Annotated in this window: 13 protein-coding genes; 7 read left to right on the top strand and 6 right to left on the bottom strand. The window is 70.8% G+C overall.

Annotated elements, in window-relative coordinates:
- Nucleotides 1–157: 157 nt before the first annotated feature.
- A complete protein-coding gene (locus HALOF300_RS04015) occupies nucleotides 158–5005 on the bottom strand; it encodes an NAD-glutamate dehydrogenase (protein WP_156739516.1) in 4848 nt (1615 codons plus the stop codon).
- Nucleotides 5006–5348: 343 nt separating this feature from the next.
- Between HALOF300_RS04015 and HALOF300_RS27605 the strand changes: the two genes are divergently transcribed.
- Nucleotides 5349–6302, top strand: a complete 954-nt coding sequence (locus HALOF300_RS27605) for a YceI family protein (protein WP_197522291.1) — start codon at nucleotides 5349–5351, stop codon at nucleotides 6300–6302.
- A gap of 95 nt (nucleotides 6303–6397) precedes the next feature.
- Here the strand turns inward: HALOF300_RS27605 and HALOF300_RS04005 are convergent, their stop codons facing one another.
- The gene (locus HALOF300_RS04005; protein WP_197522290.1) at nucleotides 6398–7768 is read right to left on the bottom strand and encodes an FAD-binding oxidoreductase; all 1371 of its coding nucleotides are present in this window, start codon (nucleotides 7766–7768) and stop codon (nucleotides 6398–6400) included.
- A gap of 189 nt (nucleotides 7769–7957) precedes the next feature.
- On the opposite strand from HALOF300_RS04005, the gene HALOF300_RS04000 reads away from it, so the two are divergent.
- Nucleotides 7958–8947, top strand: a complete 990-nt coding sequence (locus tag HALOF300_RS04000; protein ID WP_156739513.1) for an LLM class flavin-dependent oxidoreductase — start codon at nucleotides 7958–7960, stop codon at nucleotides 8945–8947.
- A gap of 102 nt (nucleotides 8948–9049) precedes the next feature.
- Here the strand turns inward: HALOF300_RS04000 and HALOF300_RS03995 are convergent, their stop codons facing one another.
- Complete coding sequence (locus HALOF300_RS03995) at nucleotides 9050–10027, bottom strand: helix-turn-helix transcriptional regulator (protein WP_156739511.1); 978 nt, start codon at nucleotides 10025–10027, stop codon at nucleotides 9050–9052.
- 105 nt (nucleotides 10028–10132) lie between these two features.
- Here HALOF300_RS03995 and HALOF300_RS03990 point away from each other — a divergent pair, with 105 nt between their 5' ends.
- The 3 genes from HALOF300_RS03990 to HALOF300_RS03980 all read left to right on the top strand — a co-directional run bounded on the left by HALOF300_RS03990 (nucleotide 10133) and on the right by HALOF300_RS03980 (nucleotide 12797).
- The gene (locus HALOF300_RS03990) at nucleotides 10133–10735 is read left to right on the top strand and encodes a TIGR03086 family metal-binding protein (protein ID WP_156739509.1); all 603 of its coding nucleotides are present in this window, start codon (nucleotides 10133–10135) and stop codon (nucleotides 10733–10735) included.
- Nucleotides 10736–10860: 125 nt separating this feature from the next.
- Nucleotides 10861–11688, top strand: a complete 828-nt coding sequence (locus HALOF300_RS03985) for a CPBP family intramembrane glutamic endopeptidase (protein ID WP_156739507.1) — start codon at nucleotides 10861–10863, stop codon at nucleotides 11686–11688.
- Nucleotides 11689–11756: 68 nt separating this feature from the next.
- The gene (locus HALOF300_RS03980; protein WP_156739505.1) at nucleotides 11757–12797 is read left to right on the top strand and encodes an LLM class flavin-dependent oxidoreductase; all 1041 of its coding nucleotides are present in this window, start codon (nucleotides 11757–11759) and stop codon (nucleotides 12795–12797) included.
- Between the two features lie 53 nt (nucleotides 12798–12850).
- On the opposite strand, the gene HALOF300_RS03975 is transcribed toward HALOF300_RS03980, so the two are convergent.
- The gene (locus HALOF300_RS03975; RefSeq protein WP_156739681.1) at nucleotides 12851–13687 is read right to left on the bottom strand and encodes a phosphotransferase; all 837 of its coding nucleotides are present in this window, start codon (nucleotides 13685–13687) and stop codon (nucleotides 12851–12853) included.
- Nucleotides 13688–13815: 128 nt separating this feature from the next.
- Here HALOF300_RS03975 and HALOF300_RS26895 point away from each other — a divergent pair, with 128 nt between their 5' ends.
- Both HALOF300_RS26895 and HALOF300_RS26890 read left to right on the top strand, forming a co-directional pair.
- Nucleotides 13816–14517 (top strand): hypothetical protein, encoded by a 702-nt coding sequence (locus tag HALOF300_RS26895; RefSeq protein WP_197522289.1) that lies wholly within the window; start codon nucleotides 13816–13818, stop codon nucleotides 14515–14517.
- Nucleotides 14514–14861 carry a nuclear transport factor 2 family protein gene (locus tag HALOF300_RS26890; RefSeq protein ID WP_197522288.1) on the top strand — a complete coding sequence of 116 codons (348 nt, stop codon included), beginning with the start codon at nucleotides 14514–14516 and terminating at the stop codon, nucleotides 14859–14861. Before HALOF300_RS26895 ends, HALOF300_RS26890 begins: the two co-directional genes overlap by 4 nt.
- A 31-nt stretch (nucleotides 14862–14892) precedes the next feature.
- Here the strand turns inward: HALOF300_RS26890 and HALOF300_RS03965 are convergent, their stop codons facing one another.
- Nucleotides 14893–15408, bottom strand: coding sequence for a DUF2087 domain-containing protein (locus HALOF300_RS03965; RefSeq protein WP_231955001.1), 516 nt, complete (start codon nucleotides 15406–15408; stop codon nucleotides 14893–14895).
- Nucleotides 15409–15449: 41 nt separating this feature from the next.
- Nucleotides 15450–15992, bottom strand: a complete 543-nt coding sequence (locus HALOF300_RS03955) for a hypothetical protein (protein ID WP_197522287.1) — start codon at nucleotides 15990–15992, stop codon at nucleotides 15450–15452.
- Nucleotides 15993–16130: the final 138 nt, after the last annotated feature.

The following is a 16130-nucleotide window of genomic DNA, read 5'->3' as shown; positions in this document are numbered from 1 at the left end:
CCCCAACACTATTTGGGGCAGCGATCGAATCTATGGCTTCATCGCGCATGTCGTAGATAGTGCATGCACCGATGCGAGGACGTCAAGGATGAACGACACCTCGCTCGTTCTCTCCGGATGCGGGCGGTCGTTCAGTGCATGCCGGGAGGCAGGGTCGTCAGCGCACCAGCGAGCGCAGGTTGCGCAACGCGACCGACAGCGGTGCGACGTCGGCCCCCTCGAGCGCCGTGATGGTGGCCACCGAGTCCTGGACCCGGGTCAGTGTCGTGCCCGCGGCAGCGGTCCATCTCGCCAACCGCTGCTCGGGGTCGGTCTCGCCAGGGGTGGCCGTCTGCACCGTGCGGGTGAGCGCGGCGAGGGTCCCGTAGAGATCGTCGCGCATGGCTGCGCGCGCGAGGGAGTCCCACCGGTCGTCCAGGGGTAGCCCGGCCACCTGGATGAGCAGGTCGTCCACCTGGAACCGGTCGGAGACGGCGAAATACAGGCCCGCGACGGCGGTCAGGTCCTCACCGGAGGCGCTCGCGAGCTCGACCACGTCCAGAAGGGACAGTGCGGGCAGCAGCCCAGCCGCGCGCTCGGCCTGTTCGGTCGGCACACCGGCCTCGGTGAGAGCGGCGGCACGGGCATGGAACCGGTCCAGCTCCGCGCCGCGCAGCAGAGCAGGCAGTTGCGGCGTCAACTCTCCCACCGGCCCCGCGAACTCCTCGACGGCCTCGGCCACGTCCACCGCCTCGGGGCGGTGCTGGACGAACCATCGTGAGCCCCGGTCAAGGAGTCGCCGGTAGTCGAGGTACAGCTGGGTCTGCACGGCAGCGTCCACGGTGTTGTCCAGAGCCTCGACGGCCGCGACGAAGCGCTCCATGGCGAAGATCTCCCGGCACGCGACGAACGCCCGGGTGACCTGTTCGCTGGAGGCGCCGGTCTCGTCGCCGGCGCGGAACGCGAAGGTGATGCCACCTCGGTTCACCATGGAGTTCACCACCGAGTTCACGATGATCTCCCGGCGCAGCGGGTGCTCGGGGAGCCGGTCGCCGTAGGCCTCCCGCAGCGGCGCCGGGAAGTACTCGGCCAGGGTTCGGGTGAACCAAGGCCCGTCGGCGAGGGAGGTGGACGCAAGGTCGGCCTTGAGCGCGAGCTTCGCGTAGGCGACCAGTACCGCGAACTCCGGCCTGGTCAGGCCCTGGCCAGCGGCGTCCCGCTCGGCGATCTGCCTGTCGGTGGGCAGGAACTCCAGGGCGCGGTCCAACTCGCCGCGCCCCTCCAGCCACTGGATGAGGCGGTGGTGCACGGCCAGCATCTCGTGCGCGTGCGCGCGGGAGTTGCCCAGGAGCACGTTCTGCACGTAGTTGTCGCGGAGCACCTGCTCGGCCACTTCGTCGGTCATCGACGCGAGCAGTTCGTTGCGCTGATCGAGGGTCAGCTCCCCTTCCCGGGTGAGGGCGGTGAGCAGGATCTTGATGTTCACCTCGCGGTCGGAGGTACCGACCCCGGCGGAGTTGTCGATGGCGTCGGTGTTGATCCGCACCCCGTGCATGGCCGCCTCGATCCGGCCGAGCTGACTCACGCCGAGGTTGCCGCCCTCGACGAGCACCTGGCAGCGCAGTTCATGCCCGTCCACCCGGATCGCGTCGTTAGCACGGTCGCCGATCTCGGCGTTGGCCTCGGCGGATGCCTTCACATAGGTGCCGATGCCGCCGTTGTAGACGAGGTCGACCGGGGCGAGCAGGATCGTGCGGATCAGCTCGGCAGGGGTCAGGCCGGTGACGTCTTCCGGCAGTCCGAGCACCTGCCGGGTCTCCGGGCTGATCGGCACCCTCTTCGCCGACCGCGAGAACACGCCACCGCCGGCGCTGATCACCTCGGGGGAGTAGTCGGCCCAGCTCGAGCGCGGCAGGTCGAAGAGGCGACGCCGCTCCGCGAAGGAGGCTGCGGCGTCGGGCGTGGGGTCGATGAAGATGTCCCGGTGGTCGAAGGCCGCGACGAGCCGGATGTGCTCCGACAGCAGCATCCCGTTGCCGAACACGTCTCCGCTCATGTCTCCGATGCCGACCACGGTGAAGTCCTCGGTCTGGCTGTCCACACCCATCTCACGGAAGTGGCGCTTGGTCGACTCCCAGGCACCGCGGGCCGTGATGCCCATCTCCTTGTGGTCGTACCCGGCGGACCCGCCGGAGGCGAACGCGTCGTCGAGCCAGAAGCCGTACTCCGCGGAGATCGAGTTCGCCAGGTCGCTGAACGCGGCGGTGCCCTTGTCCGCGGCCACCACCAGGTACGGGTCGTCACCGTCGTGGCGGACCACCCGCTCGGGCGGGACCACCTCGGAGCCGACCCGGTTGTCCGTGATGTCGAGCAGTCCGCGGATGAACGCCGAGTAGGCGGACCGACCCTCCGCGAGCCATGCGGCACGGTCGGCCGCCGGATCCGGCAGACGCTTCGCGAAGAAGCCACCCTTGGACCCGGTCGGCACGATCACGGCGTTCTTGACCATCTGTGCCTTCACCAGGCCGAGCACCTCGGTGCGGAAGTCCTCGCGACGGTCGCTCCAGCGCAGCCCGCCGCGTGCGACGGCGCCGAAGCGCAGGTGCACGCCCTCCACCTGCGGCGAGTACACCCAGATCTCGAACCGTGGCTTCGGGGACGGCAGGCCGGGAACCAGGCGGCAGTCCAACTTGAGGCTGACCCGGTCGGTGGGCTCGCCGTCGTCGCCGACTGCGTCGGACCTGAAGAAGTTGGTGCGCAGGGTCGCGCCGATCACGCCCACGAACGAACGCACGATGCGGTCCTGGTCCAGGCTGGCCACCTGCTCCAGGTCGGCGTCGATCTCGGCGGTGATCCGGGCCTGGGCGGCGTCCCGGTCGCCGGCCCCGACGGTGCTGTCGGGATCGAAGCGTGTCTCGAACAGGGCAACCACCCGTGCGGCCAGATGGGGGTTCGCCACCAGGGCCGCCTCGAGGTACTCGACGCTGAACGTCGAGCCGATCTGGCGCAGGTAGCGCGCGATGGTGCGCAGGATGACCACCTGCCGCCAGGCCAGTCCGGAACTCAGCACGAGCGCGTTCAGGCCGTCGCTCTCCGCCCGGCCGCCGTCCACGGCGAGGAACGCGGCCTCGAACGCGGTTGCCGTGTCCGTGCCCGCGTCCCAGAGGTCCGCGCTCGGCGCGCGCAGCCCGAAGTCGTAGACCCGCACGGTGTCCTCGGCGTCGCCGGTGATCAGGTAGGGACGCTCGTCCGCAACCACGACGCCGAGGTGGCTGAAGATGGGCAGCATGGCGGTCAGGCTCAGCGGTTCGCGGCGATAGACCTTCAGGCGTCGCTCGGTCGGCTCGCCACGATCCGGGTCGTACAGGTGCACCCTGGTGTCGCCCGGCGCGAGCGCCTGCAGCTGGGCCAGGTCGTAGGTGGCGGCGTCGGCGCCGAAGTCCTCCTTGTACGCCTCCGGGAAGCCGTGCACGTAGCCCCGGCCGGCGCCTGGGTCATCGGTGGTGGAGACGTGCAGCGCGTCGAGGAGGTCCTCCTCCCAGGTACGCGTCGCCCGCAGCAGCCGCTCCTGGACGGCGCCCGTGTCGACGTCCGGGATGTCGGAGCCGCGCGGGACCCGGACCACGAAGTGCAGCTGGGCCAGCGGCGACTCGCTCACCCTGGTGGTGAAGTCCACGTGCTCGGCGCCGTAGGCCTCCCGCAGGATGGCCTCCATCCGCAACCGGACCACTGTGTTGTACCGATCCCGGGGGATGTAGACGAGCGCCGAGACGAACCGGCCGAACTCGTCCTTGCGCAGGAAGAGCTTCGCCTTGCGGCGCTCCTGCAGGTACAGGACGTCGGAGGCGACCTCCCAGAGTGTGTCCACGTCGGTCTGGAACAACTCGTCGCGCGGGTAGGCCTCGAGCACTCCGAGCAGGTCCTTGGCCGAGTGCGAGTGGGCGGCGAATCCGCTGCGCGCGAGGACGGCGCGGACCTTCTCGGCAGCGATCGGAAGGCGCAGGACCGAGTCCGCGTACGCCGTCGACGTGAACATCCCGAGGAACCGGCGCTCGCCGATGACGTTGCCGTCCGCGTCGAACGTGCGGATGCCGATGTAGTCCAGGTACACGGGGCGGTGCACGGTGGCCCGCGAGTTCGCCTTCGTGATCGTCAGCAACCGCGGTTCGCGGGCATTCTCCTGAGCCTCGGGGCGCAGCCGCGAGAACTCGTGGTCGGCGTCTGGTTCGCCGCGGAGGATCCCGAGCCCGCTGCCGGTCACCGGGCGCAGCACATCCTCGCCCTCGACGGTGTCGAGGGTGTACTCGCGATACCCGAGGAACGTGAAGTGATCGTCGGCGAGCCAGCGCAGGAACTGCTCGGTCGGCTCCACCTCGTCCTGGTCGACGGTGGGTGGGGCGCCGGCCTCGAGCTGGCGGGCGAGCCCTTCGCACGCGTGCCGCATGGCCGCCCAGTCGACGACGGTGCGGCGCACGTCCGAGAGGACGGACTCCAGCCGCGCCGTGAGCTCGACGCGGGCGGCCTCGGTGGGGATACGGTCGATGGCGATGTGCATCCACGACTCGACGGTGCCGGCAGCGGTCGGCGGACGCTCCTCGCGGACCGCGGTGAGCGCGCCGGCGTCGTCCCGGCGGACCACGATCTGGGGGTGCACGATCAGGTAGACCACCCGCCCGTGGTCGGAGAGCGCGGCGGTCACGGAGTCCACCAGGAACGGCATGTCATCGGTGCAGATCTGCACGATCGTGTGCTTGCTCTGCCAGTCATCCCCCGGCAGCGTCGGGTTGAACACGCGCACCAGCGTCTCGTCGGCGCCGCGGTGCTGCGCCAGCGTCGACATCGACCGGACCATGCCGAGGACGTCACGGGGCTCGCGTTCGGCCAGGTCCTCGGTCGCGACGTGCTCAAGGATCCGATCCACGAGCGGGGTCAGGTGGTGTTCGCCGGCTTGTTCCGCGAGGTCGGTGACCGCCCGGAGGATGGCCCCCCGCGTCGATCCGGTCGGGACGGTCGCTGCCGAGTTCATTGCCCACCCATTTGAGTCGCTCTCACGCCTGTGTACGCGATTCGCGAGTCTATCCAGATTGTGAGACGCGGGCAGGTCGAGTCTCGCCCTCGCTCCGATGCCGACGGGGCCGCCCCGATGAGGCCGGTCACGCTCGCGACGTGACGGGCGCGCGGATCCGTAGCGTCCGCGACCGGGATCGCGCACGACGGACACCGTCGGCGGCAGCGGCAACCTCGCGGTCGGGCGCACCGCCCGGGCATGGATCATCCCGCCTGAATCGTTGTCCGGGTGGTTGTCATCGGCCGGTAGTGTGCACCCACGTGCCCGCTACCTGTGTGGGCGTCCCCCAACGAGGAGAACGATGTCCGTACTCGATGCGTCCATGAGCGGCGAGTGGGTGTTCGATCCGTCCCACAGCCGCGTTGGCTTCTCGGCCAGGCACGCGATGGTGACCAAGGTGCGTGGCGCCTTCAATGAGGTCGACGGCCGCATGTACGTGGACCCCGATGGCCCTCAGAACTCCACGGTTGAGGTCCGGCTCGCGGTGGCGAGCGTGGACACGCGCAACGGTCAGCGCGACGACCACCTGCGCAGTGCCGACTTCTTCGACGTCGAGACCTACCCCGAGATCGTGTTCCGGAGTACCTCCGTAGACGAGGTCGAGGACGACACCTACATGGTGGTGGGAGACCTGTCCATCCGGGACGTCACCAAGCAGGTGGCGATCCCGATCACGTTGGTCGGCGTCGAGCGGGACCCGATGGGCAACCTCCGGGCCGGCTTCGAAGGCACCCGCAGGGTGGACCGCCGCGACTTCGGACTCGAGTGGAACGTCCCGCTGGACACCGGCGGCGTGCTCGTCTCGGAGAAGATCACTCTGGAGTTCGACATCTCCGCCGTGCGGACCGAGGACGCGGCCGCCGACGGTGCCGTCGCGTCCGAGGATGCCGACCAGGTCGAAGGTGCCGAGCAGGCCGACGGTGCCCAGCAGGCCGAGGGTGCCGAGCAGGCCGAAGGTGCCGAGCAGGCCGGATCCGACGCGGAGACCGCCGCCGATCCGACAGGCGCCGAGAACGCCCATGCCCAGGGCGCCGAAGCCAACGCCCATGCCCAGGGCGCCGAAGCCTCCGATCCGGCGACGCCCGCGACCGGCGTGGAGGCTCTCGCGCAGTACGAGCGCTCCGCGCAGCACGAGGGCTCCGCGCAGGTCGAGAGTGACGCCCCGGTCGCGCCCCAGTACGACCAGCGACAGCCGCAGCCCGTCCCCGCTCAGCAGCCGTCACCGTGGGAGCCCCCGCCGGGGCACCAGTACTGATCCGCGGCGGCTACTGATCCGCGGCGGCCCGCCGTCCCTGACGGGGCGGCAGGCCGCGCTGGGTCGGGTCAGGCTCGACCGGCGTCAGGCCGGACTCAGGCCGAGCGCAGCCAGGGTGGGCTGAGGATGCCGGCCGGGTCGTGGGCGGCGCGCACCCGCGTGAGGCGCTGGTAGGCCTCGGCTGGCCACATGGCCCGGTAGGACTCGGCCGTGCGGGCGTCCCCGAACGAGACGTTCTCGTGCTCCGCGAGCCAGGCTCCCGCGGCCGCCTTGAACGCCTCGAACGCGGCCGGACCCTGCGCACGCACGGGCTCGGGCCCTGCGGCGACGGTGGACACGGCTGCGATCGCGCCGCGACCGGCTGCGGCCGATCCTTCCGGCACGTCCGTGCTGGCGGCAGCGCCGAGGTGACGCAGTTCCACGACGGCGAGCGGACTGCTCGGGGAGGCAGCGGTGCCGAGCAGCACGTCGACGAAACCCTGGTCGAGACTCTGGAGCAGAGTTCCGGCCGACCATGACTCGCCCGGGTCCTCCGGGTCACCGTGGATCCGCGCCACCTCCGCCAGTGGCAGCTCACCGAGGTCGTCGGTGAGCGCCGGGGCCAGCGCGCGCAGCGGCGCGGCGAGCCGTTCGCCGTCGGCGACCGACCCGGGCCGCGCGAACCGCAGCGCGAGCACACGCTGACCACGCAGCGGCTCGGGGATGAAGGGCAGCGGCGGCATGGTGATCAGGGCGAGGGACGTGCTCACGTCTGCCGGCGCCGTCGGGAGCCAGTCCACCCACCCGCGCAGGACCTGTTCGCGGTGCTCCGTGGCGAACATCAGGTTGCCGGCGTACAGGGACGGGATCGGCGCGAGCTCGATGGTGATCTCGGTGACGACGCCGAGGCCGTACTTGCCCCCGCGCAGCGCCCAGAACAGGTCCTGGTTCTCGGTGGCGGAGGCCGTGACCGCCGCTCCGTCCCCCGTGACCACGCGCACGGACCGGACCCAGTCGGACGTGAGCCCGTGGCTGCGCACGAGCGGGCCGAGGCCGCCGGCCAGGGTGTAGCCGACCACGCCGACGTGGGTCGAGGAACCGGTGACGGGCGCCAGACCCAGCGGCGCGGTCTTCTCGATCACGGCGGACCAGCGGGCTCCGGCGCCGATCGTGGCGAGCCGGGCGGCCGCGTCGACGCTCACCTCGTCGAGGTCTCCGGTGAGCAGTTGCAGGCCGGTCCTGACCGGCGCGTGTGAGCCGTGCCCCGTGGCGAGCACGTCGACCGTGAGGTTGTGCGCGGCGGCGAAGACGACGGCGGCGCTCACGTCCGCCTCGCTGGCGGCACCGACCGCCAGCTCGGGTTCGTGCGTGACGGCCAGGTTCTGGCCGCGGACGGCGTCCGCGAACCCCGGCTCGCCGCGCAGCAGTACGGGGCCGGAGATCGTGGAGCGGAGGCTGGAGAGATCGGATTCGCTGAAAGTGGTCACGCACACAGACGCTAGGCGGAGGTACCGACATCCGGACAGGCGATTTCGCGCTCGGCGATGACGTGGTGCCGGGTGGCTCGTGGGATGTCGTTCGACCGACCGCCGGTGGATCGGAATAGCCCGGCCGGGGCCCGCGTTGCCGCCAAGGACGCGGTGTGGTCCCCCCGCGCCCTCTCGCGAAAGGTCACCATGTCCCTCCCGCTGTCCTTGCTCGATCTGGCCACCGTCGGAAAGGGCGAGACCGCCCGGGAGGCACTCGAGGGCAGCGTGGCGCTGGCCCGCACCGCCGAGCGCACGGGCTTTCGCCGGGTCTGGTACGCCGAGCACCACAACAGCCCGGGCATCGCGTCCTCGGCCACTGCGGTGCTGATCGCCCACGTCGCCGCGAACACCCGGTCCATCCGCCTCGGCTCCGGCGGGATCATGCTCCCGAACCACTCCCCGCTGACCATCGCGGAGCAGTTCGGCACCCTCGCCTCGCTGCACCCCGGCCGGATCGACCTCGGCCTCGGCCGCGCCCCCGGCACCGACCAGGTCACCATGCGCGCCCTGCGGCGGGACGCCACCTCCTCCGACACCTTCCCCCGGGATGTCCAGGAACTGCAGGGCTACCTCTCCGGCGAGAGCCTGCTGCCCGGCGTCGAGGCCTACCCGGGCAGCGGCACGAACGTGCCGCTGTACATCCTCGGCTCGTCCCTGTTCGGCGCCCAGCTCGCCGCCGCGCTCGGCCTGCCGTACGCGTTCGCCTCGCACTTCGCCCCGGCCGCGCTCGAGCAGGCGGTCGCGGTCTACCGACGTGAGTTCACCCCGTCGGACCAGCTCGCCGAGCCGTACGTGATCGCCGGCGTCGGCGTCGCGACCGGCGAGACGGACGCCGAGGCCCAGGCCCAGCTGCTCGCGACCCAGCGCAGCCGGGTCGCGCTGATCCTCGGTGGCAAGCGCGACTTCACCGACGACGAGGCGGACATGGTGCTCGCCTCGCCGCAGGGCCAGCACCTGCTCGAGATGATGCGCTACACGGCCGTCGGTACCGCGGCGACGGTCGGGGAGTACCTGACCACGTTCGCCAAGCACGCCGACGCCGACGAGCTCATCGTCGCACTGCACGCCACCACTGTGACCGAGCGGTTGCGCGCAGCGGAACTGGTGGCGCAGGCAGGTGCCCTGACCGGGAACTGATCCGCCGCCGTCGGCGTCCGACCCACCCAGCCCTACCCGTTGCGGTGTGGTTGCGACGCACCGGGCACGTCGGGATCGCCCCCTTGACGCTCGGCGGAGCTCTCACCCCGGGTAGTGCTCGAGCGCTCGGCGGGCGGCTAGGCGGATCTGGTCGACCATCGACGCCGGTTCCAGCACCGTCACCTCCGGCGCGAAGAGGACCGCCACGGCCGCCATCACCTCACTCTGACGTACCGTGACCCGCCAGGTCTCCGCGCCGCCGGGCGCCGCGGGCGGATCGACCTCGATGGCGCTGCCGGACGCCACCTGCATTTCCACCAGCCGCCGCAGGACCCCGACCCGGTCCTGCGACACCAGCAGCGTCACAGCCACCGGACGCAATCGGTCGGAGAACCGGGCGCGCAACTCCTCCCAGATCACGGTCAGCGGTCGGTCGTCCACCGGGGTGCTCGGCGCGTCCAGGACCGTCACCCCACCGATCCGGGACACCCGGTAGCTGCGGACCTGACGCCGATGCTCGGCGACCAGGTACCAGCGACTCGCGTGGTCGACGATCCCGATCGGGTCGACCGTACGAGTCCCAGGGCTGGTCGCGGTGGCCGAGGTGTACGTCATCCGCACCCGGCGGCCTCCGATCACCGCCTCGCGCAGCTGCGGCAGCAGTGGCACCGCTTCCGCCGCGGCGAACCAGGTCCGGCGATCGGCGAGCACCACACCTCCCAGGGACTCGGCGCGGGCGACCGCCTGGCTCGGCGCCGTTGCGGCGATCTTGGCCAGCGCCGACGACAGCGCCCCACCGAGCCCGAGCTGATCGGACGCCTCCCGGGCGGTCCAGGCGAACAGGGCCTGTGCCTCCGCCGGCGTCAGCCCTGAGGCGCTGGTGGTGAAGCCGTCCATGAGCACGCAGCCGCCGCCCCTGCCCTGCTCGGTGTACACCGGCACGCCGGCCGCCGACAGTGCGTCCATGTCGCGCAGCACGGTCCGCTCGCTCACCTCGAGTTGTTCGGCCAGCCAGGACGCCTTCGCTCGTCGGTGCCGCTGCAGCAGCATGAGCAGGTGCATCAACCGGTCCGCGCGCATGAGTTCGAGACTCCCACGCAAACCCGACACTACGTGTCAGGTTTCCACGATGAACTGGATTCGACGGACCACACCGGCCCGAACAGTCCACCAAGGAGAACGACCATGACAACCACCGAATCCGCGCTGCGGGCCGACCCCCGACCGCTGCTCGCCCGCGTCCTCGACCAGACCGGTGCTCTGATCGCCGACACCGACGAGTCGCAGTCAAGGCTGCCGACGCCGTGCGCCGAGTTCGATGTCGGAGCCCTGGTTGGTCACCTGCAGGGCGTGGTCCGTCGGGTCGGCGTGGTGCTGGAGGGCCGCCCGTTCTTCGAAGCGCCGAGCCACCTCGACAGCACCGACTGGGCAGCGGACTGGGCCGACGGCCGGGCCGGCACCGACGCGGTGCTCGCCGACGACGAGTCGTTGACCCGCGCCGTGACGGTGCCCTGGGGGCAGGTCTCCGGCGCCGCGGCGATCGGCTCGTACGTCGGCGAGCTCGCGGTGCACTCGTGGGACCTCGCCGCCGCCACCGACCGCACCGACGCACTCGACAGCGAGCTGGCCGTCATCGCGCTGGCCGCCTACCAGCAGATGCTGCCGGAAGAGCCGCGCGGCGGGCAGATCCCCTTCGCCGCACCGGTGCCCGTTCCCGACGATGCCGATGCGTACGCGCGTCTGGTCGCGTGGACCGGCCGCGATCCGCACTGGACGACGGCGGCCTGACGCGGAGCCGGCCGGCAGGTCGCCAGGGCGGGAGGTCCGCGGGCGACCCCGGCGGTCGGGAGATCGGTGTCCCGGCGCCGGCCCACGCGGCGGCCGGGCCGCGGGACTCCTGCCATGCTGGGGGCATGCCGGCCTCCGAGACCGCCCTGCCCGCCACGGACCGACCGGCACGTTCGCTCGCGCTCGTACCCGCCGTCGGCGTCAGTATCTCGGCCTTCCTGCTGTTCGGCCTGCAACTGCCGGGGTGGGGCCATGCGCTCCTGGTGGCCAGCCTGGCCGGGGCGTTCCTGGTCGGACGGGAGCTCGGCAAGGACCTGACCCTGATCGGGGTCGGCGTCGCGATCGTCTCGACGACCTCCGTCGAGGCGGACGTGAGCTGGGATCGGTTCTTCACGATCGGGATCGTGCTGGCGCTCGCCGTGACCGTGCCGTTCCTGATCGACAGGTTCCTCTACAAACGCCGCGCGATCCGGTTCCCGTGGCGCACCGGGCAGCCGTGGACGCGCCTCGAGAAGGCCTACATCATCGCCGTGCCGGTGCTCGGGTGGCTGATCCTGCCGTTCTACTTCATCGACTCCGGCGCATACCTGAACTGGCCGCACATCACCGACGTCAGTGAGCTCGGCCGGTTCTTCGTGGGTGTCAACGCGGTCGGAACCTGGGACGAACTCTTCTTCATCTGCACCTGCTTCGCCCTGCTGCGCCGGCACTTCCCGATGTGGCAGGCGAACCTGCTCCAGGCCACGATCTTCGTCTCCTTCCTGTGGGAGCTCGGCTACCGGGAGTGGGGGCCGCTGCTGACCGCCCCGTTCGCGCTGCTGCAGGGCTACATCTTCTCCAAGACCGGGTCGCTGACCTACGTGCTGATCGTGCACCTGCTGTTCGACCTGATGGTGTTCCTCGCGATCGTGCACGCCCACAACCCGGGCGCCATCCCGATCTTCCTCGTCTGAGCCGGGAATAACGCAGGACCGTCCCGCCTTGACCTCCACAGGTACATGCAAACGCATAGAGTGGAGTGGTGATGGCAGAGATCGAGCTCGGTTTGGACACCTTCGGCGACGTCACGACCGGTGGCGACGGGCAGTTGCTGAGCCACGCCGAGGTGATCCGGAACGTGGTCGCCGAAGGGGTGCTCGCCGATCAGGTGGGCGTCGACTTCATCGGCATCGGTGAACACCACCGCGACGATTTCGCGGTCTCCGCCCCGGATGTGGTGCTCGCTGCGATCGCGTCCCGTACCGAGCGGATCCGGCTCGGGTCCGCCGTCACCGTGCTCAGCTCCGACGACCCGGTGCGCGTGTTCGAGCGGTTCTCCACGTTGGACGCGATCTCAGACGGGCGCGCCGAGGTGATCCTCGGCCGCGGCTCGTTCATCGAGTCCTTCCCACTCTTCGGGTACGACCTGAAGGACTACGACACCCTCTTCGAGGAGAAGTTCGACCTGTTCACGCACCTTCTCGAGGAGGAGCAGGTCACCTGGAGCGGGACGGTGCGGGCCGCGCTCACGGAACAGTCGGTGTATCCGCCGACGGCGTCCGGCCGCCTCCGTACCTGGCTGGGGGTCGGTGGTTCGCCCCAGTCCGTGGTGCGGGCCGCGCAGTACGGGATCCCGCTGATGCTCGCCATCATCGGGGGCGCGCCCGAGCGGTTCGCGCCCTACACCGACCTCTACCACCGCGCACTCGCGGAGTTCGGTCGCGAGACCCTGCCGATCGGCGCCCATTCACCCGGCCACGTGGCACCCACAGACGCCCAGGCCCGGGACGAGTTCTTCCCGCACTACGCGGCCGGGATGGCTCGCATCGGCGCCGAGCGGGGCTGGGCGCCGATGACCCGGGAGCGGTTCGAGGAGGAGGTCGGCGACGACGGTGCCCTGTTCGTGGGCTCCCCGGAGACGGTCGCGGCGAAGATCGTACGGGCCGTGCAAGCACTTGGGCTGTCCCGGTTCGACCTCAAGTACAGCGCCGGCACCCTGCCACACGAGCTCGCGGTGCGGCATATCGAACTCTACGGTCGCGAGGTCATCCCCGCGGTGCGCGCGGCGCTCGCACAGGACTGACATCCGTGCGGCTGGAGAACTGACCGCCCGCCGTCGGGCATTCTCCGGGCCGGTCAGCCCAGGCCGTCACGCGCCAGCGCCGCCCGCAGCTGGTCGAGCCACTCCTCGCCGAGCCGGCGGCCGTCCGGGAACTGGTCCGCGCGGTCCCAGCGCCATGCCGTGATCATCGCCAGCATCAGGATCCGGCACTGACGCAGCAGGACCGGGTCGATGCCCGGGTAGTTCTCGGCGACGTCGTCCGGCGCGTGGGCGAGATCGAACTCGATCGGGCCACGGCAGGCGGTCTCGAGGTCGATGAACAACGGCCCGTGCTCCGTGGCGAGCAGATTGCCGGGGTGTGGTTCACCGTGCAGCGACTGGTCGCCGCCACGGTCGCCGATCGCTCTTCGCAGGCCGCTCAGGGCGTCGCCGAGCAGGTCCCGATCCGGATCGCGGAGCTCCGGTGACCGGGCGCGGTCCGCGACGAGCTGTCGGGCCTCCTCGACCCGGTCCGTGAAGTGAGGCGTCGGAACGTCGACGGTACGCATCCCGGCATGGAGCCGCCGCAGCGCCAGCGCGTAGTCGGCTGGTGCGATCTCCGCGGTCACCGGTTCGTAGTACGTCCAGAAGGTGAACACGAAGCCGTCGAGCCGGTGGACGCGTGGCTCCACCCGGGGCTCGAGAGCCCGCACCGGGCAGTCGGCACCGATGAGCCGCTGCGCCAGATCGATCTCGAACTGTGCGCCCTGCTGCGTCTGGGGTGCCACCCGGACAAGGACGTCGCAGGGCAGCAGCCGAACCGAGAGCTTGTTCGAGTTGTGCAGGACGATCGCGTCGTCGGCCGCCAGACCGCAGGACGTCGCGATCGATCGGGCGGCGGCGATCGCACGCGTCATCTCGGATGGCAGCATCTCCACGCCCCAGTCTGCGTTGCCGTACGGCTGCCTGGTGCAGCCGTGGTCACGATACGGAGGCCGACCGATGCGGGCCGCTTCTTTTTCAGTCGCATCGAAGCCGCGGACACGGCTACGGTGCGCCGATGACCTCGACCGTGGAACTCGCTACCCTGCTGGCCGGCCAGGACCACCGGCAGGCGCACGCGCACCTGGTCCGCAACGGGTGGAACGTCTGCGGGGTGGGGGACTGGGCCGTGACGCTGCGTTCCCCGGACGGTCTCCTGGCCGCGCGGGTCTCGCCGTTCGACCCGGCCTACCCGGTGTTCGTGGACCTGTGCCGAAGACTGCCGGACTCGGCCCACCTGCCCCGGGTGGAGAGCGATGTCGCGCTCGAAGGTGGTGGGCAGCTGACGATCATGGAGTTCCTCCTCCCTGCACCCGACGGTGTGGCGGAGCAGGTCCGGACCTCCTGGGATGCGCGCGAAGATCTGGAACTCGACGCGGTTCGGCAGGCGGCAGAGGATCTGGACGCCACGGCTCGGCGGACCGTTCCCTGGTGGGACGGCCTCGACACGAACCCCGGCAACATCATGCAGGCCCTCGACGGTCGGACGGTCCTCGTCGACGTCTTCTGCATGGATGGCGCGGCACTCTATGCTGCCCTGCTGGCCGACCCCACCGGCTTCGCCGAGCGGATCCCCGCCGAGCGGCGCCAACACCTCAACGAGATCGCGTTCATCGCCCGCAGCAGTACCCCGGCGGAGATCGCCGACCTACGGGCGGCCCACGCGCTGACCCAACGGACTGGCACCGGGCGCGATGCGGCTGGCATCCTCGGGGCGTGAGTTCCGCAGAGGCCCTCGTCAGGCACCACGTCGACTCCTTCAACGCCGGGGACGCCGAGGCGCTGCTCACCGACTTCACGGCCGATGCCAGCTGGGTCACCGGCGACTACTCGGTGCCGGGCGAGGAGCTCCGGGAGTTCTTCCAGACGGCGATGGCGTCGCTCACGCCGCATCTCGACGTCGTCCGAGTCGTTGATGGCGGCAGTGTGGTCGTGGCCGAGATGACCGAGGCGTGGACCCACGACGGCGAGGCCAGGCAGGCCGCGCTCGTCGCGGTGTTCGACCTCGTCGAGGGCAGGATCTCCAGGGCGAAGATCTACCGTGAGGGTTCGGCGGACGCGTGAGCCCGGTGCGCGGGCAGCGCTCGTGCGCCACTCACTCGGACGCGTCGTGTGTTCGGGCGTACTCCGATCCCGAACGGGTGCGCTCCAGGATCTCCTCGTCCACCAGGGCCCGGCGCAGCGCGGCGGCATCCGGACCGAACGCTGCGAGCCGCTCGTTGAGCTCGGGCTCGGACACCACCTCGTCGACGGCGAGCGCTCGGTCCGCGACCAGCCGCAGCAGCGCATGTCGCTCGGTGGCGTCGTAGGGGTAACGGTCGATCTCGCCGCGTTCGTTCAGGAACCGCTCGGGGCCACTGGCGCGCGGCTCGGTGGCCGCAGCCAGAACCCGGCCGAACACCTCCGGCTGCTGGACGAGGCGTCCCTCGACCTCACGGACCAGGCCCGCCCGCACCAGCATGGCGGTCGCCTGGCGCTGTTTCGACGGGCTCAGGCCGATCGAGCCCGTGGACTCGTCCAGCACGATCGCGGCGAAGAGGCGGCGCGCGTTCGGGTTCGCCATTGCGGCCAGGATGGGCCGCCAGTCCGCCTGGTCGAGGTGCTCCGCCACCCGGACATGCTAGCCATCGCGGCCTGGCAGGTCCCGCGTCGTCACTGCCGTGGGCGATCCCAGGGCTGGGGCGCCTGGGGCGCCTGCGTGGGCTGGCCCCACGGGTTCGCCTGGCCCTGCTGCGCACCCGGCTGAGCCTGGCCCTGTTGCGGCGATCCCGCGCCCCCCTGCGGCGCGAGCCCGGCGTACAGGTAGTTGCCCGGCTGGTGCGGGTCGCTCACCAGCAGCACATCGTCCCCGGTGCGCGGGATCTCCAGCTTGGACACCAACGACTGCAGCTGCAGCTGCTGCCCGTTCACCTCCAGGACGAGCAGGATCACCGGGTCGTGGTTGATCAGCTGGCCGGTGTCCTGCAGGCCGAGCACCCGGGCCGGGGTGGTCGGGTAGCCGGCGGCGCGCAGCTGCGCGGCTGTCTGGCCCTGGTTCATCGCCCCGGTGGCCTGCTGCATCGCCTCGGTGAACTCACGGCCCATGAACGCCTGGGTGAGCTTGCCGGTGAGGCCGCGGCCCTCGGCGATGTCGTTCGCCATCTGCAGGCCCTCGGCCTGACGTTCGGCCATGGTCTTGCGCTTGAACAGTCCCATCGTGGTGCTCCTCGCTTCTCTGGGCGGCTCGTGGCGCCCTGGCCGATGCCGCTGCTTCCTTGTGACAGCACCGACGCTAGGAGGCCGTGGCGGCAACCGGTCCCAGGTTCGGCGACTGCTCACCGCGCGTTCCGGCGC

Origin of the sequence: Occultella aeris (assembly GCF_902703175.1) — a bacterium.
GTDB lineage: Bacteria > Actinomycetota > Actinomycetes > Actinomycetales > Beutenbergiaceae > Occultella > Occultella aeris.
This window is presented reverse-complemented; position numbering and strand designations above follow the sequence as displayed.

Excerpts from the sequence above, each read along its gene's own strand:
- HALOF300_RS04015 (WP_156739516.1), bottom strand. The coding sequence starts at position 5,005 with ATGAACTCGGCAGCGACCGTCCCGACCGGATCGACGCGGGGGGCCATC.
- HALOF300_RS27605 (WP_197522291.1), top strand. The coding sequence starts at position 5,349 with ATGTCCGTACTCGATGCGTCCATGAGCGGCGAGTGGGTGTTCGATCCG.
- HALOF300_RS04000 (WP_156739513.1), top strand. The coding sequence starts at position 7,958 with ATGTCCCTCCCGCTGTCCTTGCTCGATCTGGCCACCGTCGGAAAGGGC.
- HALOF300_RS03995 (WP_156739511.1), bottom strand. The coding sequence starts at position 10,027 with ATGCGCGCGGACCGGTTGATGCACCTGCTCATGCTGCTGCAGCGGCAC.
- HALOF300_RS03990 (WP_156739509.1), top strand. The coding sequence starts at position 10,133 with ATGACAACCACCGAATCCGCGCTGCGGGCCGACCCCCGACCGCTGCTC.
- HALOF300_RS03985 (WP_156739507.1), top strand. The coding sequence starts at position 10,861 with ATGCCGGCCTCCGAGACCGCCCTGCCCGCCACGGACCGACCGGCACGT.
- HALOF300_RS03975 (WP_156739681.1), bottom strand. The coding sequence starts at position 13,687 with ATGCTGCCATCCGAGATGACGCGTGCGATCGCCGCCGCCCGATCGATC.
- HALOF300_RS26895 (WP_197522289.1), top strand. The coding sequence starts at position 13,816 with ATGACCTCGACCGTGGAACTCGCTACCCTGCTGGCCGGCCAGGACCAC.
- HALOF300_RS03955 (WP_197522287.1), bottom strand. The coding sequence starts at position 15,992 with ATGGGACTGTTCAAGCGCAAGACCATGGCCGAACGTCAGGCCGAGGGC.